23 protein-coding genes are annotated in these 26,568 nt (G+C 46.5%); all 23 read left to right on the top strand.

Going from position 1 to position 26,568, the window contains the following annotated elements; all coding sequences use genetic code 11:
* Position 1 precedes the first annotated feature (1 nt).
* Complete coding sequence (infB, locus tag CXL14_RS14870; protein WP_014417788.1) at positions 2–2,149, top strand: translation initiation factor IF-2; 2,148 nt, start codon at positions 2–4, stop codon at positions 2,147–2,149.
* The gene (locus CXL14_RS14865; RefSeq protein WP_003154188.1) at positions 2,146–2,424 is read left to right on the top strand and encodes a DUF503 domain-containing protein; all 279 of its coding nucleotides are present in this window, start codon (positions 2,146–2,148) and stop codon (positions 2,422–2,424) included. The genes infB and CXL14_RS14865 overlap by 4 nt, the downstream gene beginning before the upstream one ends.
* A gap of 16 nt (positions 2,425–2,440) precedes the next feature.
* A complete protein-coding gene (rbfA, locus tag CXL14_RS14860; RefSeq protein WP_003154185.1) occupies positions 2,441–2,794 on the top strand; it encodes a 30S ribosome-binding factor RbfA in 354 nt (117 codons plus the stop codon).
* Between the two features lie 84 nt (positions 2,795–2,878).
* Positions 2,879–3,808 carry a tRNA pseudouridine(55) synthase TruB gene (gene truB, locus CXL14_RS14855; protein ID WP_014417789.1) on the top strand — a complete coding sequence of 310 codons (930 nt, stop codon included), beginning with the start codon at positions 2,879–2,881 and terminating at the stop codon, positions 3,806–3,808.
* Between the two features lie 19 nt (positions 3,809–3,827).
* Positions 3,828–4,769: a bifunctional riboflavin kinase/FAD synthetase gene (gene ribF, locus CXL14_RS14850; protein WP_014417790.1), complete on the top strand. Its 942-nt coding sequence runs from the start codon at positions 3,828–3,830 to the stop codon at positions 4,767–4,769.
* A 165-nt stretch (positions 4,770–4,934) separates the two neighbouring features.
* The gene (gene rpsO, locus CXL14_RS14845) at positions 4,935–5,204 is read left to right on the top strand and encodes a 30S ribosomal protein S15 (RefSeq protein WP_003154182.1); all 270 of its coding nucleotides are present in this window, start codon (positions 4,935–4,937) and stop codon (positions 5,202–5,204) included.
* Between the two features lie 174 nt (positions 5,205–5,378).
* A complete protein-coding gene (pnp, locus tag CXL14_RS14840) occupies positions 5,379–7,502 on the top strand; it encodes a polyribonucleotide nucleotidyltransferase (protein WP_007611468.1) in 2,124 nt (707 codons plus the stop codon).
* Between the two features lie 112 nt (positions 7,503–7,614).
* On the top strand, positions 7,615–8,574 hold the full coding sequence (locus CXL14_RS14835; RefSeq protein ID WP_003154180.1) for a polysaccharide deacetylase family protein: 960 nt from the start codon (positions 7,615–7,617) through the stop codon (positions 8,572–8,574).
* Between the two features lie 40 nt (positions 8,575–8,614).
* Positions 8,615–9,850, top strand: coding sequence for a M16 family metallopeptidase (locus CXL14_RS14830; RefSeq protein ID WP_014417791.1), 1,236 nt, complete (start codon positions 8,615–8,617; stop codon positions 9,848–9,850).
* Positions 9,851–9,928: 78 nt separating this feature from the next.
* The gene (locus CXL14_RS14825; RefSeq protein ID WP_003154176.1) at positions 9,929–10,186 is read left to right on the top strand and encodes a YlmC/YmxH family sporulation protein; all 258 of its coding nucleotides are present in this window, start codon (positions 9,929–9,931) and stop codon (positions 10,184–10,186) included.
* 156 nt (positions 10,187–10,342) lie between these two features.
* Entirely contained in the window at positions 10,343–11,233 is an 891-nt protein-coding gene (gene dpaA, locus CXL14_RS14820) for a dipicolinic acid synthetase subunit A (protein WP_101287865.1), read from the top strand.
* Positions 11,234–11,235: 2 nt separating this feature from the next.
* Positions 11,236–11,826 carry a dipicolinate synthase subunit B gene (dpaB, locus tag CXL14_RS14815; RefSeq protein ID WP_007409809.1) on the top strand — a complete coding sequence of 197 codons (591 nt, stop codon included), beginning with the start codon at positions 11,236–11,238 and terminating at the stop codon, positions 11,824–11,826.
* Positions 11,827–11,950: 124 nt separating this feature from the next.
* Complete coding sequence (gene asd, locus CXL14_RS14810) at positions 11,951–12,991, top strand: aspartate-semialdehyde dehydrogenase (RefSeq protein ID WP_014417793.1); 1,041 nt, start codon at positions 11,951–11,953, stop codon at positions 12,989–12,991.
* An 88-nt stretch (positions 12,992–13,079) separates the two neighbouring features.
* On the top strand, positions 13,080–14,294 hold the full coding sequence (gene dapG / locus CXL14_RS14805; protein WP_003154168.1) for an aspartate kinase: 1,215 nt from the start codon (positions 13,080–13,082) through the stop codon (positions 14,292–14,294).
* Between the two features lie 30 nt (positions 14,295–14,324).
* Positions 14,325–15,194 carry a 4-hydroxy-tetrahydrodipicolinate synthase gene (dapA, locus tag CXL14_RS14800; protein WP_003154166.1) on the top strand — a complete coding sequence of 290 codons (870 nt, stop codon included), beginning with the start codon at positions 14,325–14,327 and terminating at the stop codon, positions 15,192–15,194.
* Positions 15,195–15,372: 178 nt separating this feature from the next.
* Positions 15,373–17,040, top strand: coding sequence for a ribonuclease J2 (rnjB, locus tag CXL14_RS14795; protein WP_021493672.1), 1,668 nt, complete (start codon positions 15,373–15,375; stop codon positions 17,038–17,040).
* A 115-nt stretch (positions 17,041–17,155) separates the two neighbouring features.
* On the top strand, positions 17,156–17,893 hold the full coding sequence (locus CXL14_RS14790) for a ClpP family protease (RefSeq protein WP_003154162.1): 738 nt from the start codon (positions 17,156–17,158) through the stop codon (positions 17,891–17,893).
* Positions 17,890–18,099 (top strand): YlzJ-like family protein, encoded by a 210-nt coding sequence (locus CXL14_RS14785; RefSeq protein WP_003154161.1) that lies wholly within the window; start codon positions 17,890–17,892, stop codon positions 18,097–18,099. Before CXL14_RS14790 ends, CXL14_RS14785 begins: the two co-directional genes overlap by 4 nt.
* A gap of 134 nt (positions 18,100–18,233) precedes the next feature.
* Positions 18,234–20,594 (top strand): FtsK/SpoIIIE family DNA translocase, encoded by a 2,361-nt coding sequence (locus tag CXL14_RS14780; protein ID WP_032863740.1) that lies wholly within the window; start codon positions 18,234–18,236, stop codon positions 20,592–20,594.
* Between the two features lie 124 nt (positions 20,595–20,718).
* Positions 20,719–21,444 (top strand): GntR family transcriptional regulator, encoded by a 726-nt coding sequence (locus tag CXL14_RS14775; RefSeq protein ID WP_007409813.1) that lies wholly within the window; start codon positions 20,719–20,721, stop codon positions 21,442–21,444.
* 171 nt (positions 21,445–21,615) lie between these two features.
* Positions 21,616–22,785 carry a bacillibactin exporter BcbE gene (locus CXL14_RS14770; RefSeq protein WP_088056571.1) on the top strand — a complete coding sequence of 390 codons (1,170 nt, stop codon included), beginning with the start codon at positions 21,616–21,618 and terminating at the stop codon, positions 22,783–22,785.
* Positions 22,786–22,891: 106 nt separating this feature from the next.
* Positions 22,892–23,347 carry a MarR family winged helix-turn-helix transcriptional regulator gene (locus CXL14_RS14765; protein ID WP_003154157.1) on the top strand — a complete coding sequence of 152 codons (456 nt, stop codon included), beginning with the start codon at positions 22,892–22,894 and terminating at the stop codon, positions 23,345–23,347.
* Positions 23,347–26,466 (top strand): MMPL family transporter, encoded by a 3,120-nt coding sequence (locus tag CXL14_RS14760; RefSeq protein ID WP_101287864.1) that lies wholly within the window; start codon positions 23,347–23,349, stop codon positions 26,464–26,466. The genes CXL14_RS14765 and CXL14_RS14760 overlap by 1 nt, the downstream gene beginning before the upstream one ends.
* Positions 26,467–26,568: the final 102 nt, after the last annotated feature.

The raw sequence follows: 26,568 nt of genomic DNA, 5'->3' as shown, positions 1-26,568 counted from the left end.
AATGGCTAAAATGAGAGTTTACGAATATGCAAAAGCCATCAATGTTTCAAGCAAGGAAATTTTGACTGCGCTGAAAAACATGGATATAGTAGTAAATAACCATATGGCAATGCTTGAAGAAAAGACCATTAAGCAGCTTGATGCGAAATTTAAAAAAGGCGGCGCCGGCGTTACATCTCAGAAGCCTGCGGAAACGAACAAAAACAAGCCGCAAGGGATTAATCAGCAGCCTGCTGGGAATCAACCAAACAAAATTCGAGACGGAAAGAAGAATGACGTGCAGAATAATCAATTTAACAAAAACAAGAAGAACAACAACAACAAAAACAAAAACAAACGCAATCATAACAACAAAAATCAGTATCAGCAAAAACCGCTGAAGCCGAAAAAAGAGCTTCCTGAGAAAATTACGTTTTCCGGCTCTTTAACAGTCGGAGCTTTAGCCGAGGAACTGGGCAAAGAGCCGTCTGAACTCATTAAAAAACTGATGCTTCTGGGCGTAATGGCTACCATTAACCAGGAGCTTGACAAAGACACAATCGAACTGATCGCATCTGAATACGGTGTAGAAACAGAAGAAGTGATTGTGCTTGAAGAAACTGAGCTTGAAAAATATGAAGAGGCTGACAAAGAAGAAGATCTTCAAATCCGTCCGCCTGTCGTGACGATCATGGGCCACGTTGACCACGGGAAAACGACCCTCCTTGACAGCATCAGAAAAACAAAAGTTGTTGAAGGAGAAGCCGGCGGAATCACCCAGCATATCGGGGCTTACCAGATCGAAGAAAACGGCAAAAAAATCACGTTCTTAGATACTCCGGGACACGCGGCGTTTACAACAATGCGGGCGCGCGGTGCGGAAGTAACTGATATCACCATTTTAGTCGTAGCGGCCGATGACGGCGTTATGCCGCAGACAGTCGAAGCCATCAACCATGCGAAAGCGGCTGAGGTTCCGATTATCGTTGCCGTGAATAAAGTGGATAAAGAAAGCGCGAACCCTGACCGTGTCATGCAGGAGCTGACTGAATACGGACTCGTTCCTGAAGCATGGGGAGGAGAAACGATTTTCGTTCCTCTGTCCGCTCTTACAGGCAAGGGAATTGACGAGCTTGTCGAAATGATTCTGCTTGTCAGTGAAGTGGAAGAGCTGAAAGCCAATCCGAACCGTCAGGCAAAAGGAACGGTTATTGAAGCTGAGCTCGATAAAGGAAGAGGATCTGTCGCGACACTTCTCGTTCAAACGGGAACATTGAATGTCGGAGATCCGATCGTTGTCGGAAATACATTCGGCCGCGTGCGGGCCATGGTTAATGATCTCGGCCGCCGCGTGAAAACAGCCGGACCGTCCACACCTGTAGAAATCACGGGCTTAAACGACGTACCGCAGGCTGGCGATCAATTCCTCGTCTTTAAAGACGAAAAAACAGCCCGTTCTGTCGGTGAAGCACGCGCTTCCAAGCAACTGGAAGAACAGCGCAGCGACAAAGCGAAGCTGAGCCTCGATGATCTGTTTGAACAAATTAAACAAGGCGATGTCAAAGACATCAATTTAATCGTAAAAGCTGACGTTCAAGGTTCAGCCGAAGCGTTAACAGCCGCTCTCCAAAAAATTGAAGTAGAAGGCGTAAAAGTGAAAATCATTCACACAGGCGTCGGTGCGATTACGGAATCAGACATCATTCTCGCATCTGCTTCAAATGCAATCGTTATCGGGTTTAATGTGCGCCCAGACGGAAATGCTAAGAGCACGGCTGAAGCTGAAAATGTAGATATCCGTCTTCACCGTATCATTTACAAAGTCATCGAAGAAATTGAAGCGGCGATGAAAGGAATGCTTGATCCTGAATACGAAGAAAAAGTCATCGGCCAGGTTGAAGTGCGCCAAACATTCAAAGTGTCGAAAATCGGCACGATTGCCGGCGGATATGTAACAGACGGCCACATTACACGTGACAGCGGACTCCGCCTGATCCGTGACGGCGTGGTCATCTTCGAAGGGGAAGTAGACGTTCTGAAACGCTTCAAAGATGATGTGAAAGAAGTTTCACAAGGATATGAATGTGGTATTACAATTAAGAAATACAATGACATTCGCGAAGGCGACATCCTTGAAGCGTATGTCATGCAGGAAATCGAAAGAAAGTGATCGGATTTGCGGAATGTGAATGCATCATTTATGATGCGGGATCATTAAAGGAGAAACGAGCCGTTCTGAAGCGGATTATAACGAGGGTTCAGAATAAGTTCAACGTGTCGGCTGCAGAAATCGGCTATCAGGACACTTGGCAGCGGACCAGCTTCGGAATCGCCGTCGTCTCCTCCTCTCACGTTCAGGCGGAAAAGGAGATACAGCGCGTACTCGCGTTTATTGACTCCTTTCCCGAAATAGAACGGACGATCACTAGAACAGAGTGGTTTTAACTTAGAGGTGATTGAATTGAGTATGAGAGCAAACCGTGTCGGCGAGCAGATGAAAAAAGAGCTCGGGGATATTATCAGCCGAAAGCTGAAAGACCCGAGAATCGGATTTCTCACTGTAACAGACGTACGTGTTTCAGGTGATTTACAAATAGCGAAGGTGTATATCTCCGTTCTCGGCGGAGAGAAAAAGAAAGAGGAGGCGCTGAAAGGGCTTGAGAAAGCGAAAGGATTTATCCGTTCCGAAATCGGCAGCCGAATCAGACTCCGCAAAACGCCTGAGCTTGAATTTGAATTTGATGAATCAATTGAGTACGGCAACCGTATCGAAACATTGATTCACGAACTGCATTCAGATAAACCGTCTGAATAACAAGGAAAGAGGATGGGCGAGTGTCGTCTGTCCTCTTTTCTGCGTTTTACGGGATACAATTGATAACAAAGGAGCGAAAGACAGATGGTTAACGGAGTTCTCCTTTTACATAAACCGGTCGGCATGACTTCTCACGACTGTGTAATGAAAATAAGAAAACTGTTAAAAACAAAGAAAGTCGGACATACGGGAACGCTTGATCCGGAAGTGTCAGGCGTACTGCCGATCTGTGTCGGACGGGCCACAAAGATCGTTGAGTACGTCACCGACAAGTCAAAAACGTACGATGCTGAGATTACTCTCGGCTTCTCCACATCGACCGAAGACCAGACGGGAGAAACGGTCAGCGTAAAACCTGTCAAGGAGCCGCTGAAAGAAGCGGATATCAAAGCCGTTTTAGACGAACTGAAGGGACCGCAGGAGCAAGTGCCGCCGATGTATTCCGCTGTAAAGGTCAACGGAAAAAAGCTCTATGAATACGCCAGGGCGGGTATTGAAGTGGAGCGGCCGAAGCGGAATATCACGATTGAAGATATCGCGCTCACTTCCCCTGTCACTTATAACGAAGACACAGCATCATTCCGCTTTACAGTCACGTGCTCAAAGGGCACTTACGTCAGAACATTGGCGGTGACAATCGGTGAAAAACTCGGCTATCCCGCGCATATGTCGCATCTCATCCGCACCGCTTCCGGCGATTTCAGCCTTGATGAGTGTTTCACGTTTGAGGAACTTGAACAGCAGGTTTCAGACAGAACGGTTGCAGAGCATGCCGTGCCGATCGATAGAGCGCTCAATCATTTGCCGAAATGGGTCATAAGTGATACATTAGCTAAGAAAGCTGAAAACGGGTCAGTGTTTGACATCCCGGCGGAATTTTCTGCAATGACAGCTGACGCCCGTATAGCGGTCTGTACTGAAGACGGAGAATGTGTGGCTATTTATATGCCGCATCCTTCAAAAAAAGGACTGCTGAAACCGGCTAAAGTGCTCATGCAAAAAAGCGAACAATAAGAAAAAAGGTGACCGTTCTGTGAAGACGATACATATTTCTCATCCGCATCATTTACAAAAAGAAGAGCAGCCGGCGTCTGTCATGGCGCTCGGCTACTTTGACGGCGTTCATTTGGGACACCGGAAAGTAATCGGAACAGCCAGACAAATTGCCGAAGAAAAAGGCCTGTCGCTGGCCGTTATGACGTTTCATCCTCACCCTTCCCATGTGTTGGGCAGGGACAAAGAGCCAAAGGATCTGATTACGCCGCTTGAAGATAAAATCAGCCAGATCGGACGTTTAGGCGCTGATGTGCTGTATGTCGTAAAGTTTGATGAAGCGTTTGCGTCTCTTTCTCCAAAACAGTTTGCCGAGGAGTATATTTTAGGGTTAAACGCGCGGCACGCTGTGGGAGGCTTCGATTTTACGTACGGAAAATACGGAAAAGGTACGATGGAGACGCTGCCGGACGATTTAAACGGCAAGGCCGGATGCACGACTGTCGAGAAACAGACCGAGCAGGACAGAAAGATCAGCTCTACTTATATCCGGTCAGCGCTGCAGAATGGTGACGTTGAACTGGCGCACACTCTTCTCGGCCAGCCGTATTTTATCCGGGGCACTGTGATTCACGGAGACAAAAGAGGCCGCACCATCGGTTTTCCGACCGCGAATGTCGGTCTGCACAACAGCTATATCGTGCCGCCGACAGGCGTGTATGCAGTGAAAGCCGAAATAAAAGGCGAGGTGTATGAAGGCGTCTGCAACATCGGCTACAAACCGACCTTTTATGAAAAGCGTCCCGATCAGCCGTCAATTGAAGTACATTTGTTTAATTTTCAGCAGGACGTATACGGAGAAGACGTTAAAATCGAGTGGTACAAACGAATCCGAAGCGAACGGAAGTTTAACGGCATCGATGAATTGACGGCTCAGATCGGGAAAGACAAACAAGAAGCGATCCGTTTTTTCAGCAAATAACGGAAAAAACATCAAAAGTACACAAATTTTCTTCTAAAAGATTTGCATATGGGCGCGATTTTTAGTATCATATGTTTCGTAGTCTTAAAACCATTGCTTGGCAATCCGAAGTCACCGACGGTTGCTAGGTAACTGGGGCTAATTATGATATGGAGGTGAAACAGGATGGCAATTACTCAAGAGCGTAAAAATCAACTCATCAGCGAGTTCAAAACACACGAATCTGATACTGGATCTCCAGAAGTTCAGATCGCTATCCTAACAGACTCAATTAACAACTTGAACGAGCATTTGCGTACTCACAAGAAAGATCACCACTCACGTCGCGGTCTTCTTAAAATGGTAGGTAAACGTCGTAATCTTCTTACGTATCTGCGTAATAAAGACGTAACTCGTTACCGTGAGTTAATTAACAAACTAGGCTTACGTCGATAATCGTAAAAAGCGGGAGGATTCCCGCTTTTTTATCGTATTAAAGCGAAAAAAATAATGATAAAAAAACAATGAAATCCTTTTACATACTACTTTGACATTGATATGTTCAATTCATTTCGTTCATAATAGGAGTAATTGATTATTTCACACATTAAGAGAGGAGCTCGTAATCGAATGGGACAAGAGAAACATGTCTTTACCATAGATTGGGCCGGCAGACAGCTTACAGTAGAAGCCGGCCAGCTTGCCAAACAGGCAAACGGCGCTGTCATGGTCCGCTACGGCGATACCGCAGTGCTCAGCACAGCAACCGCATCAAAAGAACCGAAACCGCTAGATTTTTTCCCGCTTACCGTTAACTATGAAGAAAGATTATACGCAGTAGGTAAAATTCCGGGCGGTTTTATTAAAAGAGAAGGCCGTCCAAGTGAAAAGGCCGTTTTAGCCAGCCGTCTGATCGACCGTCCGATCCGCCCGCTTTTCGCAGACGGATTCCGTAACGAAGTACAAGTCATCAGCATTGTCATGAGTGTTGATCAGGACTGCTCATCTGAAATGGCTGCAATGTTCGGTTCATCACTCGCTCTTTGCGTTTCCGATATCCCGTTTGAAGGCCCGATCGCGGGTGTGACGGTAGGCCGCATTGACGGGAAATTCGTCATCAATCCGACGGTTGACCAGCTTGAAAAAAGTGATATCAACCTCATCGTTGCAGGCACAAAAGACGCCATCAACATGGTGGAAGCCGGAGCAGATGAAGTTCCTGAAGAAATCATGCTTGAGGCGATTATGTTCGGTCACGAAGAAATTAAGCGCCTGATCGCATTCCAAGAAGAAATCGTCGCAGCAGTCGGCAAAGAAAAAACAGAAATCGAACTGTATGAAATTGACGAAGAGCTCAGCGAAAAAGTAAAAAGCCTTGCGGAGCCGGATCTTCTCAGCGCCATTCAGGTTCACGAAAAACATGCTCGCGAAGACGCGATCAATGAAGTGAAAAATGCAGTTGTCGCGAAATTCGAAGAAGAAGAGCATGATGAAGATACGATTAAAAAAGTGAAACAGACACTGTCTAAACTCGTGAAAAACGAAGTGCGCCGTTTGATCACAGAAGAAAAAGTCCGTCCGGACGGCCGCGGCGTTGATCAAATCCGCCCGCTTTCTTCAGAAGTCGGCCTTCTGCCGAGAACGCATGGCTCCGGGCTGTTTACGAGAGGACAGACGCAGGCGCTCAGCGTTTGTACATTAGGCGCCCTTGGGGACGTTCAGATTCTTGACGGTTTAGGCGTGGAAGAATCAAAACGCTTTATGCATCATTATAACTTCCCGCAGTTCAGCGTAGGGGAGACAGGCCCGATGCGCGGACCGGGACGCCGTGAGATCGGTCACGGTGCTCTTGGAGAGCGTGCGCTTGAGCCGGTCATCCCGAATGAAAAAGACTTCCCGTATACGGTCCGCCTCGTATCCGAAGTGCTTGAATCAAACGGTTCCACTTCACAGGCCAGCATTTGCGCAAGTACGCTTGCCATGATGGACGCAGGTGTTCCGATTAAAGCCCCTGTTGCAGGTATTGCGATGGGACTTGTGAAATCAGGCGAGTACTATACGGTATTAACGGATATTCAAGGGATGGAAGACGCCCTCGGTGACATGGACTTTAAAGTAGCCGGCACGGAAAAAGGCGTGACAGCGCTGCAAATGGACATTAAAATTGAAGGCCTTTCAAGAGAAATTCTTGAAGAAGCGCTTCAGCAGGCGAAAAAAGGAAGAATGGAAATCTTGAACAGCATGCTCAGCACGCTTGGTGAATCAAGAAAAGAACTTTCTCAATATGCGCCGAAAATTTTAACGATGAACATTAATCCGGATAAAATCCGTGACGTTATCGGACCGAGCGGTAAACAAATCAACAAAATCATTGAAGATACCGGTGTTAAAATTGACATTGAACAAGACGGCACTATCTTTATTTCTTCTACTGATGAAAGCAGCAACCAAAAAGCGAAAAAAATCATCGAAGATCTTGTCAGAGAAGTCGAAGTCGGCCAGCTTTACCTCGGTAAAGTCAAACGGATTGAGAAATTCGGCGCTTTCGTTGAAATCTTCAGCGGAAAAGACGGTCTCGTTCACATCTCTGAACTAGCGCTCGAACGGGTCGGCAAGGTTGAGGATGTTGTGAAAATCGGTGACGAAATCCTTGTGAAGGTAACCGAAATTGACAAACAGGGACGAGTGAATCTGTCGCGTAAAGCAGTGCTGCGCGAAGAGAAAGAAAAAGAACAGGAACAACAACAATCTTAAATGAAAACCTAACAAGGAGCCTGGGAGACCCGGCTTCTTTATTTTGAGAAAGACAACAGACGGGTTCTACCTTGTCCTCCTCATACATAATGTGTGATGAGGGGGGAAGGACATGTTGAAAAAATTCGTGCCGTTTGCCGTTTTTTTATTTCTTTTTTTTGTTTCGTTTGAAATGTTAAAAAATCCGTATACAGTTGATTACATAGACGCAATGAAAAAAGACGCTGTAACTGTGTCAGCATCAAAAGATCCGCTCTATGAAGAATTACTGCAAAAAGCGTCAGAGTATGAAGTGAAGCCGCAAGACGCGCGGATTGATAAAATATGGAAGAGTATACCGGGATATAACGGTTTAAAAGTCAATGTGGAAAAATCCTATAAGCAAATGAAAAAGGACGGAGAATTTCACGAAGACGACCTTGTCTATGAGCAGGTGAAACCGAAAGTCCATCTTGATTCTCTCGCGCCCGAACCCATTTATAAAGGAAATCCCGACAAACCGATGGTCGCTTTCCTGATAAATGTCGCCTGGGGAAACGAATACGTGGAGCAAATGCTGCCTATTCTGAAGCAGCACCAGGTCAAAGCAACTTTCTTTCTTGAAGGGAAATGGCTGAAAAACAATCAGGAACTTGGGAAAAAAATAGCGGCAGACGGACATGAAATCGGAAATCATTCATACAATCACCCTGATATGAGCAAACTGACTTCAGGAAGCATTTCCGAACAGCTTGACAAAACCAATGCACAAATCAGCGAGACGCTCGGCATGAAGCCGAAATGGTTTGCGCCGCCAAGCGGCAGCTTCAGAAAAGCGGTGGTCGACCTTGCGGCGGAAAAAGGAATGGGCACCATCATGTGGACCGTTGACACCATTGACTGGCAAAAACCGTCTCCGGCTGTTTTACAAACAAGGGTGTTGAGCAAAATACATAACGGAGCCATGATTTTAATGCATCCGACTGATCCGACTGCGAAAAGCCTGGATACACTGATTGCAAAAATCAAAGAAAAAGGCTACGCGCTCGGCTCAGTGTCTGACTTAATGGATGAAAACAGGCTGATGAAGTAGCAGGCGGCAGTTTGCCTGTCTTTGAATAGGAGGAACAGACTTGATAAAACGCTATACATGCCAAAACGGTGTAAGAGTTGTGCTTGAAAATAATCCAACGGTGCGGTCTGTGGCAATCGGCGTCTGGATCGGGACGGGGTCACGTCATGAAACGCCGGAGACAAACGGTATTTCGCACTTTCTTGAGCATATGTTTTTTAAAGGAACAAATACCAGGTCCGCACGGGAAATCGCAGAATCCTTCGATCGGATAGGCGGCCAAGTGAATGCCTTCACTTCAAAAGAATATACGTGCTATTACGCCAAAGTTCTGGATGAGCATGCAAACTACGCACTTGATGTGCTGGCTGATATGTTCTTTCATTCTGCTTTTGACGAAGATGAGCTCAAAAAAGAAAAGAACGTCGTATATGAAGAAATCAAAATGTATGAAGACGCGCCGGATGACATTGTCCACGATCTGCTGAGCAAAGCGACATACGGCAATCATTCGCTCGGCTACCCGATTCTCGGGACGGAGGAAACGCTTTCGTCATTTAACGGCGATTCTCTCAGACAGCATATGGATGACTTTTACACGCCGGACCGCGTCGTCATTTCTGTCGCCGGAAATGTAACAGAACAATTCATTAAAGACGTGGAGAAATGGTTCGGTACATACGAAGCGAAGGGCAAAGCAAGCGGCATCAGCGAGCCTGAGTTTCATTATGAAAAGCTGACCAGAAAAAAAGACACCGAACAGGCGCATCTCTGTCTCGGTTTCAAAGGCCTGAAAGTCGGAGATGCGGACATTTACGATTTGATCGTCTTAAACAACGTGCTGGGCGGAAGCATGAGCAGCCGTCTTTTCCAGGATGTGCGCGAAGATAAAGGACTGGCCTATTCTGTATACAGCTACCACAGTTCCTATGAAGACAGCGGTATGCTGACGATTTACGGAGGCACCGGCGCGAATCAGCTCGGACTTCTGTCTGAAACTATTCAGGAAACGTTATCGGTTCTAAAACGTGACGGTATCACCCCGAAAGAGCTGGAAAACAGCAAAGAGCAAATGAAGGGGAGCTTAATGCTCAGCTTAGAGAGCACAAACAGCAAAATGAGCCGGAACGGGAAAAACGAACTCCTGCTCGGAAAGCATAAGACCATGGATGAAATTATCACTGAATTAAATGCGGTCAGCCTGGAAAGCGTCAACGGCCTCAGCCGCCGCTTATTTACGGATGATTACGCACTATCGCTCATCAGCCCGACCGGCAATATGCCGGCCTCGTCTTAATCGGCAAAGCAGTCTGCCTCTATACGGGGCAGGCATTTTTTTTTGCTCCGGGTCATATAGTACAAGGGGGTGGCTATCATGAGGCTCAGTGAACTGTCAGGTAAAGAAATTGTGGACATTAAACGGGCAGAGCGGCTCGGCGTGCTCGGCCAGACCGATTTGGAAATTAATGAACAGGACGGACAAATTACCGCGCTGTTGATACCGACGGTAAAATGGTTCGGATTGCGAAAACAAGGCCACGACATCCGCGTCCCCTGGAACCATATCCAAAAAATCGGGTCAGACATGATCATTTTAGATGTTCCGGGGGAGATCACGCCTCCCGAAGAGTAGATCTTATTCAATTGTTGCAAGCACCGGCTCATACAGCCGGTGCTTTTTTTATGAAAAAGACGCTGTACATTCACCGCCCTTTCTCTTCGCACATACGATGAAGAGGAGGATGACACTTAAAAGATCCAGTAACTGTAAAGAAGGTGAACGTTTCAGATGTTAACCGGATTGACAATTGCGATCATTGGCGGTGACGCAAGACAGCTAGAGATTATAAGAAAGCTGACAGAACAGCATGCCGATATTTATCTTGCAGGGTTTGACCAATTGGATGACGGTTTTACAGGAACCGTCAAATGCAAAATCGATGAGATTCCCTTTCAAAAAATAGACAGTATCATCCTGCCCGTATCGGCAACGACCGGAGAAGGCGTTGTTTCCACGGTTTTTTCAAATGAAGAAGTGATATTAAAGCAGAGCTATCTTGAGCGGACACCGGAGCATTGCGTCATTTATTCAGGCATCTCCAACGCGTATCTTGAGGGGATCGCCAGCGAAGCGGGCCGCAAACTTGTGAAATTATTTGAACGGGACGATATCGCGATATTCAACTCGATTCCCACTGTTGAAGGAACAATCATGATGGCGATTCAGCATACGGATTATACCATTCACGGATCAAATGTCGCCGTTCTCGGCATAGGGCGCACCGGTATGACGATCGCCCGGACGTTTGCGGCGTTAGGGGCGAAGGTAAAAGTGGGCGCGCGGAGTTCGGCTCATTTGGCCCGTATAACGGAAATGGGGCTTTCTCCTTTTCAACTTGAAGAGCTTACTGAACATGTAAATGATATTGATATCTGCATTAACACCGTACCGAGCTTGATTCTGAATCAAAGCGTTTTATCGCGCATGACGCCGAAGACCTTGATTTTGGATTTAGCATCCCGTCCGGGCGGAACGGATTTCAAATATGCTGAAAAACAAGGCATTAAAGCGCTGCTTGCTCCGGGTCTTCCGGGAATTGTGGCCCCGAAAACAGCCGGACAGATTATTGCGAACGTATTGAGCAAGCTTTTGGAAGACTTAAAGAAAGAGGGGGAATAACCATGTCTCTGAAAGGGAAAAGAATCGGATTCGGATTAACCGGCTCGCACTGCACATATGAGGAAGTTTTTCCGCAAATAGAGGCGCTTATCAGTCAAGGAGCTGAAGTCCGGCCGGTCGTGACGTCAACCGTTCAATCGACCGATACCCGCTTTGGGGAGGGGGGAGATTGGGTCAGAAAAATTGAAGAAGCAACAGGCTTTGAGGCGATTGATTCCATCGTAAAAGCGGAGCCTCTCGGGCCGAAACTTCCGCTCGACTGCATGGTCATCGCCCCTTTAACCGGAAATTCAATGAGCAAACTCGCAAATGCGATGACTGACAGCCCCGTCCTTATGGCTGCGAAAGCCACGATCCGCAACGGCCGCCCGGTCGTGCTCGGAATTTCGACAAACGACGGACTCGGTTTAAACGGAACGAATTTAATGAGGCTGATGTCCGCAAAAAACATATATTTCATCCCGTTCGGCCAGGATGACCACGTGAAAAAACCGACATCGCTCGTCGCAAGAATGGATCTTCTTCCGATTACGGTAGAAAAAGCTCTTTTGCACCAGCAGGTTCAGCCGGTGCTCGTACACCATCATGAATGATGACAGAAAATCATTCCGGAATAAAAAAATTCGGTCAATCCGTGACTATTCTATGGTAAAATAAAACGTAAAATGCAAAGTCAATTCAATAAATGATGCTTAATTGGCGGAAGGAGTTTTACAGATGGGAAGAGGATTACACGTAGCAGTTGTCGGAGCGACGGGAGCCGTAGGACAGCAAATGCTGAAAACACTGGAAGACAGAAACTTTGAAATCGAAACACTCACACTACTATCCTCAAAGCGTTCTGCTGGTACGAAAGTAATGTTTAAAGGCGAAGAATATACAGTGCAGGAAGCTGTTCCTGAAAGCTTCGAAGGCGTTCATATCGCGTTATTCAGCGCCGGCGGAAGCGTATCACAAAGCTTGGCGCCTGAGGCTGTAAAACGGGGAGCCATCGTGATTGACAATACCAGCGCATTCCGGATGGACGAAAATACACCGCTCGTGGTGCCTGAGGTGAACGAAGGTGATCTGCACAAACATAACGGCATTATCGCCAACCCTAACTGTTCAACGATTCAGATGGTGGCTGCGCTTGAACCGATCCGCAAAGCGTACGGTTTGAAAAAAGTCATTGTATCTACTTACCAAGCTGTGTCCGGGGCCGGCAATGAAGCGGCGAAAGAATTGTACAGCCAGACAAAGGCGATTTTAAACAATGAACCCGCAGAACCGTCCATTATGCCGGTTAAAGGCGACAAAAAGCATTATCAAATCGCATTTAACGCCATTCCGCAAATTGATAAATTCCAAGACAACGGCTATACGTTTGAGGAAATGAAAATGATTAATGAAACGAAAAAAATCATGCATATGCCGAAGCTGGAAGTGGCTGCGACATGTGTCAGACTGCCGATTGAAACAGGGCACTCAGAATCTGTTTACATTGAGCTTGACCGTGATGACGCAACCGTTGAAGATATTAAACAGCTTTTAAAAGAAGCTCCGGGTGTTACGCTTCAGGATGATCCGGCGGAGCAGCTTTACCCGATGCCTGCTGATTGCGTCGGCAAACGCGATGTATTTGTAGGAAGAATCCGGAAAGATTTGGACAGAGCAAACGGTTTTCATTTGTGGGTTGTTTCTGATAACCTGTTAAAAGGCGCCGCTTGGAACTCAGTCCAAATCGCGGAAAGCCTGCAAAAACTGAACCTCGTATAAAACAAACGTATTTTCTATAGGCGAATAGAAGAGAGTAAGGCTCTGCCTGCTCTCTTCTGTTACGTCAGACTAATTTGGAGTGAAAATAGTGAAGATCATTGTTCAAAAATTCGGCGGAACATCCGTAAAAGATGACAAAGGCCGCAAGCTTGCGCTAGCACACATTAAAGATGCCATCAGTGAAGGTTATAAAGTTGTCGTTGTCGTATCGGCGATGGGAAGAAAAGGAGACCCGTACGCGACAGATTCTTTAATCGGGCTCCTTTACGGCAGCCAGTCCGACATTTCTCCGAGAGAGCAGGATATGCTTCTGTCTTGCGGAGAAACGATTTCGTCCGTTGTTTTTTCCAGCATGCTGAAGGAAAACGGCATAAAAGCCGCAGCTTTAACAGGAGCCCAAGCCGGCTTTTTAACCAATGCCCAGCATACTGACGCCAAAATTATAGAAATGAAAACAGAGCGGCTTTTCGCTGCACTCGCCAGCCATGACGCTGTCGTTGTCGCAGGATTTCAGGGAGCGACTGAAAAAGGCGACACGACGACGATCGGCAGAGGAGGAAGCGATACTTCAGCAGCGGCGCTCGGCGCGGCGGTAGATGCTGAGTTTATCGACATTTTTACGGACGTGGAAGGCGTTATGACAGCCGATCCGAGAATCGTGGAAAATGCTAAGCCGCTTCCGAACGTCACATATACGGAAATCTGCAACCTTGCCTATCAAGGCGCGAAAGTCATTCATCCGCGCGCGGTGGAAATCGCCATGCAGGCAAAGGTGCCGATCCGCGTGCGCTCCACTTATTCAAAAGACAAAGGCACTTTGGTGACGTCCCATCATTCGTCTAACATCGGCAGCGATGTATTCGAACGGCTGATCACGGGGATCGCCCATGTGAAAGATGTGACGCAATTTAAGGTTCCCGCCAAAATGGGGCAATACAACGTTCAGACTGAAGTCTTTAAAGCGATGGCAAATGCCGGAATCAGCGTAGATTTCTTTAACATTACGCCGAGTGAAATCGTATATACCGTAGCCGGCAGTAAAACGGAAGCCGCGCGCAGCATTTTGGCTGAATTAGGATATGAGCCGACAGTGACGGAGAGCTGTGCGAAAGTGTCAGCGGTCGGCGCCGGGATAATGGGTGTTCCGGGTGTCACGTCAAAAATCGTCTCCGCACTTTCTGATAAAGGCATTCCGATTCTGCAATCTGCCGACAGCCATACGACGATCTGGGTGCTCGTTCATGAAAAAGATATGGTAACGGCCGTAAATGCGCTGCATGAAGTGTTTGAACTTTCAAAGTAAATGTGATTGAATCATGATGAGGTGAAAAAAATGAATGTCGGAAATATATCTACAGCGATGATTACCCCCTTTGACAGTAAAGGGAATGTAGACTTTCAAAAACTGTCTACATTAATCGACTATTTGTTGAAAAACGGCACGGATTCTTTAGTCGTCGCAGGCACGACCGGCGAATCTCCGACACTTTCAACGGAAGAAAAAATTGCACTCTTTGAATTTACAGTCAAAGAAGTGAACGGACGCGTGCCTGTTATTGCGGGTACGGGAAGCAACAATACGAAAGATTCCATTAAACTGACAAAAAAAGCTGAAGAAGCCGGCGTCGATTGCGTTATGCTTGTCACGCCGTATTATAATAAGCCTTCCCAAGAGGGCATGTACCGTCATTTTAAAGCCATTGCGGAAGAAACGTCTCTTCCTGTGATGCTTTACAACGTGCCGGGCAGAACGGTCGCTTCACTTGCGCCGGAAACGGCCATCAGACTTGCGGAGATTCCGAATATCTCTGCGATTAAAGAAGCGAGCGGCGATCTTGATGCCATTACGAAAATCATTGCCGAAACACCGGAAGATTTTTACGTCTATTCAGGTGATGACGGGTTAACGCTTCCTATTCTCGCAGTCGGCGGAAGAGGAGTCGTGTCAGTGGCCAGCCATATCGTAGGTTCTGACATGCAGCAGATGATTAAAAACTATACGAACGGGCAGACGGCAACCGCGGCGCTGATTCATCAGAAGCTTCTGCCGATCATGAAGGAGCTCTTTAAAGCGCCTAATCCGGCTCCGGTCAAAACGGCGCTACAGCTGAAAGGCCTTGATGTCGGATCTGTGCGTCTTCCTCTTATCCCGCTGAATGAAGATGAACGTCTGAGCCTGAGCAGCGTCATCAGCGAACTGTAAGAAAAAATTTATACAGTTAAAATACGCGGTCATTCTCATTTTTATCGTGAGTTTGACCGTTTTGTATACATATTGGTTTTCCCTAAACCTTCCGCTTCTTCTTGTTTTCTAAAATTGATATCAGTTATAATAGGAACAAGTGATGATGGACGGGTATGAGACTAGGAGGATACAGATTTTGAAAAAGAAAAATACAGAAAACGTCAGAATTATCGCCCTTGGCGGCGTCGGAGAAATTGGGAAGAACCTATATGTCATTGAAATTGACTCAGACATATTTGTAGTGGATGCAGGGCTGATGCACCCTGAAAATGAAATGCTCGGTATTGATGTCGTCATTCCGGATATTTCCTACTTAGTAGAACGGGCTGACCGCGTGAAGGCCATCTTTCTGACACACGGGCACGATGAAAACATCGGAGGCGTCTTTTATTTATTGAACAAGCTGTCGGTGCCGGTATACGGAACGAAGCTTACGCTTGCATTACTGAGAGAAAAACTCAAGCAGTACGGGCATAATCGAAAAGCTGATTTACGTGAAGTTCACTCTAAATCAGTCATTACATTTGAATCAACGAAAGTATCGTTCTTTAAAACGATTCACAGTATTCCGGATTCAGTGGGAGTCAGCTTCAAAACATCACTTGGCTCTATTGTATGCACGGGAGACTTTAAATTTGACCAGACGCCTGCTTATCACCAATCATGTGATATTGGCGAAATTGCCAAAATCGGAAACAGCGGCGTGCTCGCCCTGCTTTCTGACAGCGCCAATGCGGAGCGCCCGGGGTATACTCCGTCAGAAGCATATGTAAGCGGTGAAATTTCCGATGCGATGAACAGTTCAGAAAACCGTGTCATCATTGCTGTATTCGCGTCTAATATCAACCGGATCCAGCAAGTGATACAGGCTGCCGTCCAGAACGGCCGCAAACTTGCAATCGCCGGAAAAAATCTGCAAAACGTGCTTCAGCTTGGGCGAAAGCTCGGCTATATTGAAGCCGAAGATGAAATGTTTATTCCTGTACAGGATGTGAAAAAATATCCGAAGCGGGAAGTGGCAATTGTTACAGCCGGAAGCCATGGTGAGCCGCTGGCCGCTCTTACGCGGATGGCCAAGCAGGCGCACAAGCAGCTTAACATTGAAGAAGGAGACACCGTTGTCATTGCATCAACACCGATTCCGGGGCATGAATTGATATATTCCAAAACCGTCAACCTGCTTGCCCGCGCCGGCGCTCAAGTCATTTTCGCCCAAAAACGCGTGCATGTGTCCGGTCACGGTTCGCAGGAAGAATTGAAACTCATGCTTAATTTGCTGAAACCGAAATATTTAATTCCGGTTAACGGTGAATTCAGAATGCAAAAAGCGCATTCCAAAATCGCAGAAGAGATCGGCATGAAACGCAGCGACATTTTCTTGATTGAAAAAGGTGACGTCGTTGAATTCCGCGGTCAGAATGTGAAAATCGGGGATAAAGTCACGTACGGAAACGTTCTGATTGACGGCCTCGGAGTCGGCGACATCGGCAACATCGTGCTGAGAGACCGCCGCTTATTATCACAAGACGGCATTCTCATCGTCGTGATCTCACTCGATAAGCAGAAAAAGAACCTCGTATCAGGTCCTGAGATCATTACGCGCGGTTTCGTGTATGTCAGAGAATCAGAAGGTTTAATTGTACAAGCTACTGAGCTCGTCCGCTCTATCGTGACTGAAGCGACGGAAACATCTGCCGTAGAATGGTCCACGCTGAAACAAGCAATGCGTGATGCGCTGAATCAATTCCTTTATGAAAAAACAAAACGCAAGCCGATGATCATTCCGATCATTATGGAAGTATAATGTATACAAAGCCGGAGCGCATGATGCTCCGGCTTTGTTTTTGTTCATGTCCCGGATGGAAATCATCATCTTTGTTCATAATACAAAGAGACATTCGGAAAGGGTGAAAGATAAAATGGATCATCGTATGGAAAACACCGAAGAACAGCAGCCCGAAAAATCAGATGCGAAAGACAGCATTATGAGCAAAATTCAGCAGCTGGGAGAGACATCTCTGCCGCAAATGTCCCAAGATACCAATATTCACTGCCTGACGATCATCGGCCAAATTGAGGGGCACGTCCAGCTCCCGCCGCAAAATAAAACAACCAAATATGAACACGTCATTCCGCAAATCGTCGCGATTGAGCAAAATCCGAAAATCGAAGGACTTCTGATCATCTTAAACACCGTCGGAGGCGATGTGGAAGCGGGGCTTGCGATTGCGGAAATGCTCGCATCCTTATCAAAACCGACCGTCTCAATCGTACTCGGCGGGGGCCACTCGATAGGTGTGCCGATCGCCGTGTCATGTGATCATAGTTTTATCGCGGAGACAGCGACAATGACCATTCACCCCGTTCGGCTTACAGGTCTGGTTATCGGGGTTCCGCAAACGTTTGAATACTTGGATAAAATGCAGGAGCGGGTCGTCAACTTTGTGACCCATCATTCAAATATTTCTGAAGAAAAATTCAAAGAGCTGATGTTTTCAAAAGGAAACTTAACCAGGGACATCGGGACGAACGTAGTCGGGAAAGATGCGGCTGATTACGGATTAATTGATGCCGTGGGCGGCGTCGGACAGGCGATAAAAAAGCTGAATCAGCTGATTGAGGAACGAAAGGGCGAGGAAGGAAGGATGATTCAATGATCCTTTATACCGTCATGCCCCAAGAAGTCGTTTATGGTCAGGATATAGAGCAAAGCGTGCATGAACAGGTAGATTACGCCGGCGTGCCGCTGCTAGTTGAGATGAAGGGAAATGAAGCTGAAGTCGTACAGATTTTAAGTACGAACCCGATGGATTTTCTGAATCCTGACATCGCTCCGGGACAAAAAATCAAGCTGAAAATCTAACCGGCATTCAGTCCGTTTCTCGGGGGCAAAATATGCTATAATAGGGGAATCCTACAGAAAAATGCAGCCGGCAAAAGGCTGCTTTTCTTCATGATGTATGATTTTACATTTTTTAACGCAGTAAGGTGATGAGTGTGGCAAAGAAAAAACGGAAATCTAAAAAGAAACAAGAGAGTAAGCTCAATCTAAAATACGAACTAAGCGGACTGCTCTGTGTTGCAATCTCAATTATTGCTGTTTTGCAGCTCGGCGTTGTGGGACAGACATTTGTGTACTTGTTCCGTTTTTTTGCCGGAGAGTGGTTTATTTTATGCTTAATTGCGCTCTTCCTTCTCGGAATTTCGCTGTTTTGGAAAAAGAAGAGTCCAAGCCTTTTAACGAGAAGAAAGGCAGGGTTGTACTGTATTATCGCCAGTATATTGCTGCTGTCTCACGTGCAGCTCTTTAAAAATCTGTCTCATCACGGGTCGATTCGTTCGGCAAGTGTCATCGGCAACACGTGGGAGCTGTTTATGATTGACATGAAACAGCAGGCTGCTTCCCCTGATTTGGGCGGCGGCATGATCGGCGCGGTACTGTTTGCAGCTTCCCACTTTCTATTTGCATCAACGGGTTCACAAATCATGGCGATCGTGCTGATCTTAATGGGGCTGATTCTTGTAACGGGCCGTTCACTGCAGGAAACGCTCAAAAAGTGGACGAGCCCCGTCGGCCGGTTTATCCGCGGCCAGTGGCAGGCATTTCTTGAGGATATGAAGACGGTCAGAACGAATATGTCTTCGCCGAAAACAAAAACAAAATCGGGCAAAAAACAAAAACGGGTTCAAAAGAAAAAAGAAGAGCCTGAACCGGAGGAAGAGGATGAGGAAATCATTTCGCCGATCATCCATTCAGAGCCGATTATTTCAAGCTTTTCAGACCGTCAGGAAGAGCCCGCCGAACCGCTGATTCCGGAAAAAACGCAGGAGGCTGCACAAGCGGCAAAAGTTGAGCCTTCCGGCGGCGCTCAAGACAGTGGCGAAACGGCTGCGGCTCCGCCGATGACGTTTACAGAGCTTGAAAATAAAGATTATCAAATGCCTTCATTGGACATACTGGCTGACCCGAAACATACAGGCCAGCACACCGATAAGAAAAACATTTACGAGAATGCAAGAAAACTCGAACGGACTTTTCAAAGCTTCGGCGTAAAGGCGAAAGTGACGCAGGTTCATCTCGGTCCGGCGGTCACAAAATATGAGGTGTATCCGGACGTCGGGGTCAAAGTCAGTAAAATCGTGAATCTGAGCGATGACCTCGCGCTCGCGCTTGCCGCGAAGGATATCCGGATCGAAGCGCCGATTCCGGGCAAATCGGCAATCGGCATCGAGGTGCCCAATGCTGAAGTGGCGATGGTTTCGTTAAAAGAAGTGCTTGAATCCAAGCTCAATGACAAGCCGGACGCGAAGCTTCTGATCGGCTTGGGACGAAATATTTCCGGGGAAGCCGTGCTTGCCGAACTGAACAAAATGCCCCACCTGCTCGTAGCGGGGGCAACGGGAAGCGGAAAAAGCGTCTGTGTCAACGGTATTATTACGAGCATTCTGATGAGGGCTAAACCGCATGAAGTGAAGATGATGATGATTGACCCGAAAATGGTTGAACTGAATGTGTATAACGGCATTCCTCATCTGCTTGCGCCGGTCGTGACAGATCCGAAAAAGGCCTCGCAGGCTTTGAAAAAGGTCGTCAATGAGATGGAGCGCCGCTATGAGCTGTTCTCCCATACGGGTACGAGAAATATAGAAGGCTATAACGACCATATTAAGCGGTCAAATGCCGAAGAAGAAGTCAAGCAGCCTGAGCTGCCATACATCGTCGTCATCGTTGACGAGCTTGCCGATCTGATGATGGTCGCTTCTTCCGACGTGGAAGATTCAATTACGAGACTTTCACAGATGGCGCGAGCGGCGGGAATTCATTTGATTATCGCGACACAGAGGCCTTCAGTCGACGTTATTACCGGTGTTATTAAAGCCAACATCCCGTCAAGAATCGCTTTCAGTGTCTCATCTCAGACCGATTCACGGACGATTTTAGACATGGGCGGCGCTGAAAAGCTTCTGGGGCGCGGAGACATGCTGTTTCTGCCTGTAGGCGCAAATAAGCCGGTGCGTGTGCAAGGGGCATTTTTATCCGATGAAGAGGTTGAGCATGTCGTCGATCATGTCATTACGCAGCAAAAAGCGCAGTATCAAGAAGAGATGATTCCGGAAGAAGTTTCGGAAACACACAGTGAAGTAACGGATGATCTCTATGACGAAGCGGTCGATTTGATTATCGGCATGCAGACGGCATCAGTCTCCATGCTTCAAAGGCGGTTCAGAATCGGATATACGAGAGCTGCCCGTCTGATTGACGCAATGGAGGAACGGGGCGTCGTCGGGCCGTATGAAGGAAGCAAACCGAGGGAAGTACTATTATCTAAGGAACAATATGATGAGCTCTCTTCTTAAAAAGGAGAGAGTTTTCACTGAAAATGTTATCACCAAAATCATTCCTATTTATTTTTTTATCAAAACATGATATAGTTGTCCCAATTGTTCAATAATTTATGAAAGTGGTTTACGGAGGGGAAACATGTCTACAAAAGCTGACAATCGTCACTTGTATCTAAAAGTGATTGAGCGAATCAAAGAGGATATACAAAACGGAATTTACACCGAAAAGGAAAAGCTTCCTTCTGAATTTGAGCTTTCAAAATCAATGGGTGTCAGCCGGGCAACTCTGCGTGAAGCTTTGCGTATCCTTGAAGAGGAGCATGTGATTATCAGAAGGCACGGTGTGGGCACTTTCGTCCATACAAAACCGCTGTTTCTTTCAGGTATTGAACAGCTCAACAGCGTGACGAAAACGATTCAGCAGGCGAACATGGTGCCGGGTACGATTTTTTTGTCGTCTCAGGTCATCACGCCGTCTGATGAAGATATCGCTAGATTCCGGCTTGAGCCTGAGCAGGAGCTTTTTTATTTGGAACGCGTGAGAACGGCAAGCGGCACTCCGGTCGTTTACTGTTTAGATACGATTCCGATGCACATTCTGCCGAATTCTTTCTGTCATGAACAGGAGTCTATTTTTGATCTTTTGGAAAAAAACTCCGGGTCTGTGATCAGCTATGCCGTTGCTGATATCGAACCGATCGGATATCACGATACGATTTCACCGGTTTTGGAATGCGAGCCGGAGACGGCGCTTTTATTGCTGAAGCAAACCCACTATAATCAGAATGATGAACCTGTGCTGTATTCATTAAATTATTTCCGGGCTGATAAGTTCAGTTTTCATGTTGTAAGAAAACGTTTTTAAGACAGACGCGTCATGTGTCTGTTTTTTTATTTGCCGTTTCAGTACATACTTTGTTTTCTGCAAGGCACAATAAAACAGGAAACAACCAAGTATAGTGAATGGGTGAATAAGTTGAGTAAGAAGAAAAATGGAACGAAAAATATCATTGCTCTGGCTTCTGTACCGCTCGTGATGACACTCGGGAATTCCATGCTGATTCCTGTGCTTCCGATGATTGAAAAGAAGCTGTCCATATCGTCTTTTCAAGTATCGTTAATTATAACGGTCTATTCGATTGTGGCGATTATTTGTATTCCGATTGCCGGATATCTGTCCGATAAATTCGGAAGAAAAAAGGTTCTTCTGCCTTGTCTTCTCATAGCCGGTGCGGGCGGAGCGCTTGCCGCGATAGCTTCCACCGCGTTCAAGCATCCTTATCCCATTATCTTGGCGGGGCGGGTGCTGCAGGGAATCGGTTCGGCAGGAGCGGCTCCTGTAGTGATGCCGTTTATCGGTGATTTATTCAAAGGGGATGATGAGCGGATTACCGCGGGACTCGGCGATATTGAGACGTCTAACACTGCCGGGAAAGTAATAAGCCCGATTCTCGGGTCGCTCTTGGCTGCATGGTTTTGGTTTATGCCGTTTTGGTTCATTCCGTTTTTTTCGCTCATCAGCTTTTTTCTCGTATTGTTTTTGGTGGCAAAGCCGGAGGAAAAAAAAGAAGCGCCTTCTATTTCCGAATTTGTGAAAAATGTCGGCCGCATATTTAAGCGTGACGGACGCTGGCTCTTTACGGTTTTTATCATCGGCTGCGTGATTATGTTTTTGCTGTTCGGGGTTCTTTTTTATTTATCAGACTCACTGGAGAAGAAATACGGAATTGACGGTGTGGCTAAAGGAGCGCTTTTGGCAATCCCGCTTTTATTTCTATCCGTCAGTTCATATATATCAGGCCGAAAAATCGGAAAAGACCAAGGCAAAATGAAGTTTTGCATCGTTTTCGGAATGAGTGCCGTGACACTGTCGTTTATCGGCCTATGGTGGAATCACAGTTTTTATTTATTATTTATCTTTTTGTGTGTCAGCGGTATCGGTATCGGAATGGCATTGCCGGCTTTAGACGCTGTCATCACAGAAGGCGTAGACAACGAGGAATCGGGAACCATCACCTCATTTTATAACAGCATGCGGTTTATCGGAGTAGCGGCGGGACCGCCGATCTTTGCTGCCCTGATGTCAAATGCAGGCTGGCTGATTTTTATTTTATCCGCTTTTTGCGGCATTGTATCTGTATTTTTAGCGCTGTTAAATATCTCATCACAAGCAAAAGAAAAGAAGGAATCATTAAAGACGGTGTAATCTGCACTGTCTTTTTTTATTTTATTTTGAAGATTGACATGATACCGTCAAGTCGTTATTCTTTTTAATAGTTAAACATATTAACTATTGGAAGGAGGGGGAAAAGGTGCATGAAGAAAAAGTAAAGCAGCTGATTCAGCGTTATTCCGATGTATACCTGCACGTCTTAAAAAAAATTGACAGCATTATCGCTGAAAAAGTGAACAAAGAGCTGACATTGGATCAATATTACATCCTCCGCTATATTATGCTCAATCCCGATTGCAAATCAATTGAACTGGCCGCGGTGTGCCACGTCAATAAAAGCGCCATTACATCTATGACGAACCGCCTGTATGAAAAAGGCTACATCAATAGAGAACGCAGCCAAAGCGACCGCCGGAGCATACTTTTAAATGTCACGGAAAAGGGAACGGAAGTATTTCACCGTGTGGAGCGGCGGATTGAGGAACTCGTCCGTTCATATATTATGTATTTTGATGAAGACGAGGCGGAGATGTTCGTGAATACATATGAAAAATTATATCGATTGATGATGACAGAGGAGGATCAGCAGACATAATGAAAAACATTATCCGAGCCCGCTGGATCATCGCCGCGGTATGGGTCGCCGCAACGGTGATATTTATGCTTACAGCGCCTGATATGGCTGAATTGACACGGGAGAAAGGGCAGATCTCCGTACCGGACGGATATTCCTCTTCTTACGCCCATGAATTGCTTGATGAAATGTCTGATTCAGATGCACCGTCTTCTTCTGCCGTCATCGTATTTCACGAAAAAGGCTTAATGACAGACAAAAAAGATCGTCTGGAAGAAGCCGTCAGCACTTTGTCTGAACATAAAAAAGCGCTTCAGATTAAAACGGTGACTTCATACTTCGGGGAGAAAAATGACGACATCAAAAAACAGCTGCTGTCAAAAGACAGACAAACGATGCTCGTTCAGCTGCAGCTTGATACATCCAAAAACGATATCATCGAAATAAAAAATAAAATTGATAAAGAGCTGAAACCGTACGGCGTATCATACGGCATTACAGGCCAATCGCTGATCGACGAAGATGTGTTAAAAAGCTCACAGGACGGCTTGAAAAAGACTGAATATATAACGGTCGCTTTTATCCTGATCGTGCTGATTCTTGTATTTCGGTCAGTGGTCGCTCCGTTCGTGCCGCTTTTATCAGTATTGATATCTTATTTAGTCAGCCAGTCGATTGTCGCATTTTTAGTCGATCAGCTGAATTTTCCGCTCTCAACTTTTACTCAGATTTTTATGGTTGCGATTATGTTCGGAATCGGCACAGACTACTGCATTCTGCTTCTCAGCCGGTTTAAAGAAGAACTGTCGCATGGCGCTGATATAAGAGAAGCGATCGTCGTGACTTACAAAACGGCCGGAAAGACGGTTTTGTACAGCGGCGGTGCGGTGCTGATCGGATTTGCCTGCATCGGATTTGCGACATTTAAGCTGTATCAGTCGGCAGCCGCCGTTGCGGTCGGTGTCGCGGTGCTGCTGCTTGCGCTCATGACGATCGTGCCGTTTTTTATGGCTGTTTTAGGAAAAAGACTGTTTTGGCCTGTTAAGGGCGATATTTCCCATCCTCAAAGCAAAGCATGGGAAACGTCAGGGCGGTTTTCATTTAAAAGGCCGCTCATCAGTCTTGCAATCGTTGCGGTATTCACCGTCCCGCCTATCCTTCTTTACAAAGGGGCGCTATCTTACAACAGTCTTGACGAAATCGGGGATAAATATGAATCCGTCCGCGCGTTTAATACGATTTCAGACGCCTTCGGCCCGGGAGAACTTCTTCCGGCCACAGTCGTCATCAAAAATGATGAGACTCTAAATACCGAAAAACACCTGATTGATATCGAAAAAATCAGCAGAGAACTTGAAAAAACAGAGGGTGTAAAAACGGTCAGAAGCGCCACGCGCCCTGCCGGAAACGGATTGAATCAATTATTTGTCACAAATCAGGCAAAGCAGCTTCAAGAAGGGCTTGATAAAGGCAATACGGGACTTGAAAAAATTACGGACGGATTAGGGCATGCCGCAAAGTCGTTAGCTGATTCACAGCCGCAGATCGAAGAGTCGGGGAAAAGCGTCAATCAGCTTATTGACGGAACATTGTCTCTGAAATCCGGGCTTTCTGATATAGGAGAAAACCTGAATAAACTGCAGGCTGGCGTGAACGAGAATAAAGCCGGCGTCGCCCAGATGAGAAAGCAGATTGAAGAGCAAAAACAAATGCTGACTTCACAGCTCAGCCAAAACAGCGGTCTCGCTTCAGAAACGCAAAACGCTTTAAAATTGGTAAAAACCGTCCTGCCGATGAAAGATGAAGCCAGCAGACAGCTTGCCGATTTGAACAAGCAGCTTGCCCGTCTGCCGTTTGCAAAATTGGAAGCGTCAATACCGTCAGTCAAAACCGATCCCTCTTACCAAGAAATCAAATCGTCCTTTACGGGTGTACAGTCAGCCGTTTCCAAGGCAAACGCGGATGCAGAAGCTTTTTCTAAACAGGTCGACATTCAAAAGGCTCATCTGCAGCAAGCGGAAAAACAATTTGCCCGACTGGCAGCCGCTCAGAAGAAGATTGACACTCAAATTAACGCAATGATCAACGGTCTGACCAGTATTGAAAACGGTCTGCAGCAAGTATCAGACGGACAGGGGGCTCTCGCAGGACAAATGCCGCGCCTTGAATCGGCGGCAGGACAGCTCGCGGAGGGCCAGAAAAAAATGAAGAGCGGTCTCGGTGATTTTTCTTCCCGGCTCAGCGATCTTTCTTCAGGCCTTAACGACAGTGTAAAAGGGCTTAAGAAAGTATCAAGCGGCATGATGGGGGCTAATGATTACCTGGGTGAGCTTCACAAGGCGTCAGACAAAGAAATGACAGGCTGGTTTGTGCCGAAAGACGCGTTGACAAACAGTGATTTCACAAGCGTGTTTAATACGTACATGTCAGATGACAGAAAAACGACAGAATTGACCGTCGTTCTTGATAACAATCCTTACTCAAATACGGCCATTCAAGATATTCAAGCGATCAAAGCGAGCGTAAAAAGGGCCATTCCGAACACGGATCTGAAGAATGCTTCCTTCGGCGTTTCGGGAGTCTCCAGCATGAATGCCGATCTGAAGGAAGTATCGGATTCAGACTTCAAACGGACGGCAATGTTTATGCTGGCGGGAATTTTTCTGATTCTCATCGTGATGCTGCGCTCCCTCATTATGCCTGTTTATTTAGTGGCGTCGCTCGTACTGACGTATTTCGCATCCATCGGCGTGACGGAATACATCTTTACACACTTCTTCGGGTATCCGGGCGTAAACTGGGCCGTGCCGTTCTTCGGCTTTGTCATTTTGATGGCTCTTGGTGTGGATTATTCCATCTTTTTAATGGACCGCTTTAATGAGCTTAAAAAAGAAGGAACGGAACCCGCAATGATCAGCAGTATGAAAAATATGGGTTCCGTCATCATTTCTGCGGCGATTATTTTAGCGGGAACCTTTGCGGCCATGCTGCCGTCAGGCGTTCTTTCCTTATTACAGATTGCAACCGTGGTATTAACAGGCCTTCTCATGTACGCAATTGTCGTCCTTCCGTTTTTTGTACCGGTCATGGTGAAAATATTCGGAAGAGCCAACTGGTGGCCTTTCAATTTGAAAAAATAACGTTCAATGCCTCTGCCTGTTTTCGGGCAGAGGTTTTTTGTTTCCTTATAAATCCTCCAGTTGATATAATTACATCTGCGTACTCTTTTTTGCGAATGCTGA

The organism is Bacillus sp. SJ-10, from assembly GCF_002843505.1.
Taxonomy (GTDB): domain Bacteria; phylum Bacillota; class Bacilli; order Bacillales; family Bacillaceae; genus Bacillus; species Bacillus velezensis.
This window is presented reverse-complemented; position numbering and strand designations above follow the sequence as displayed.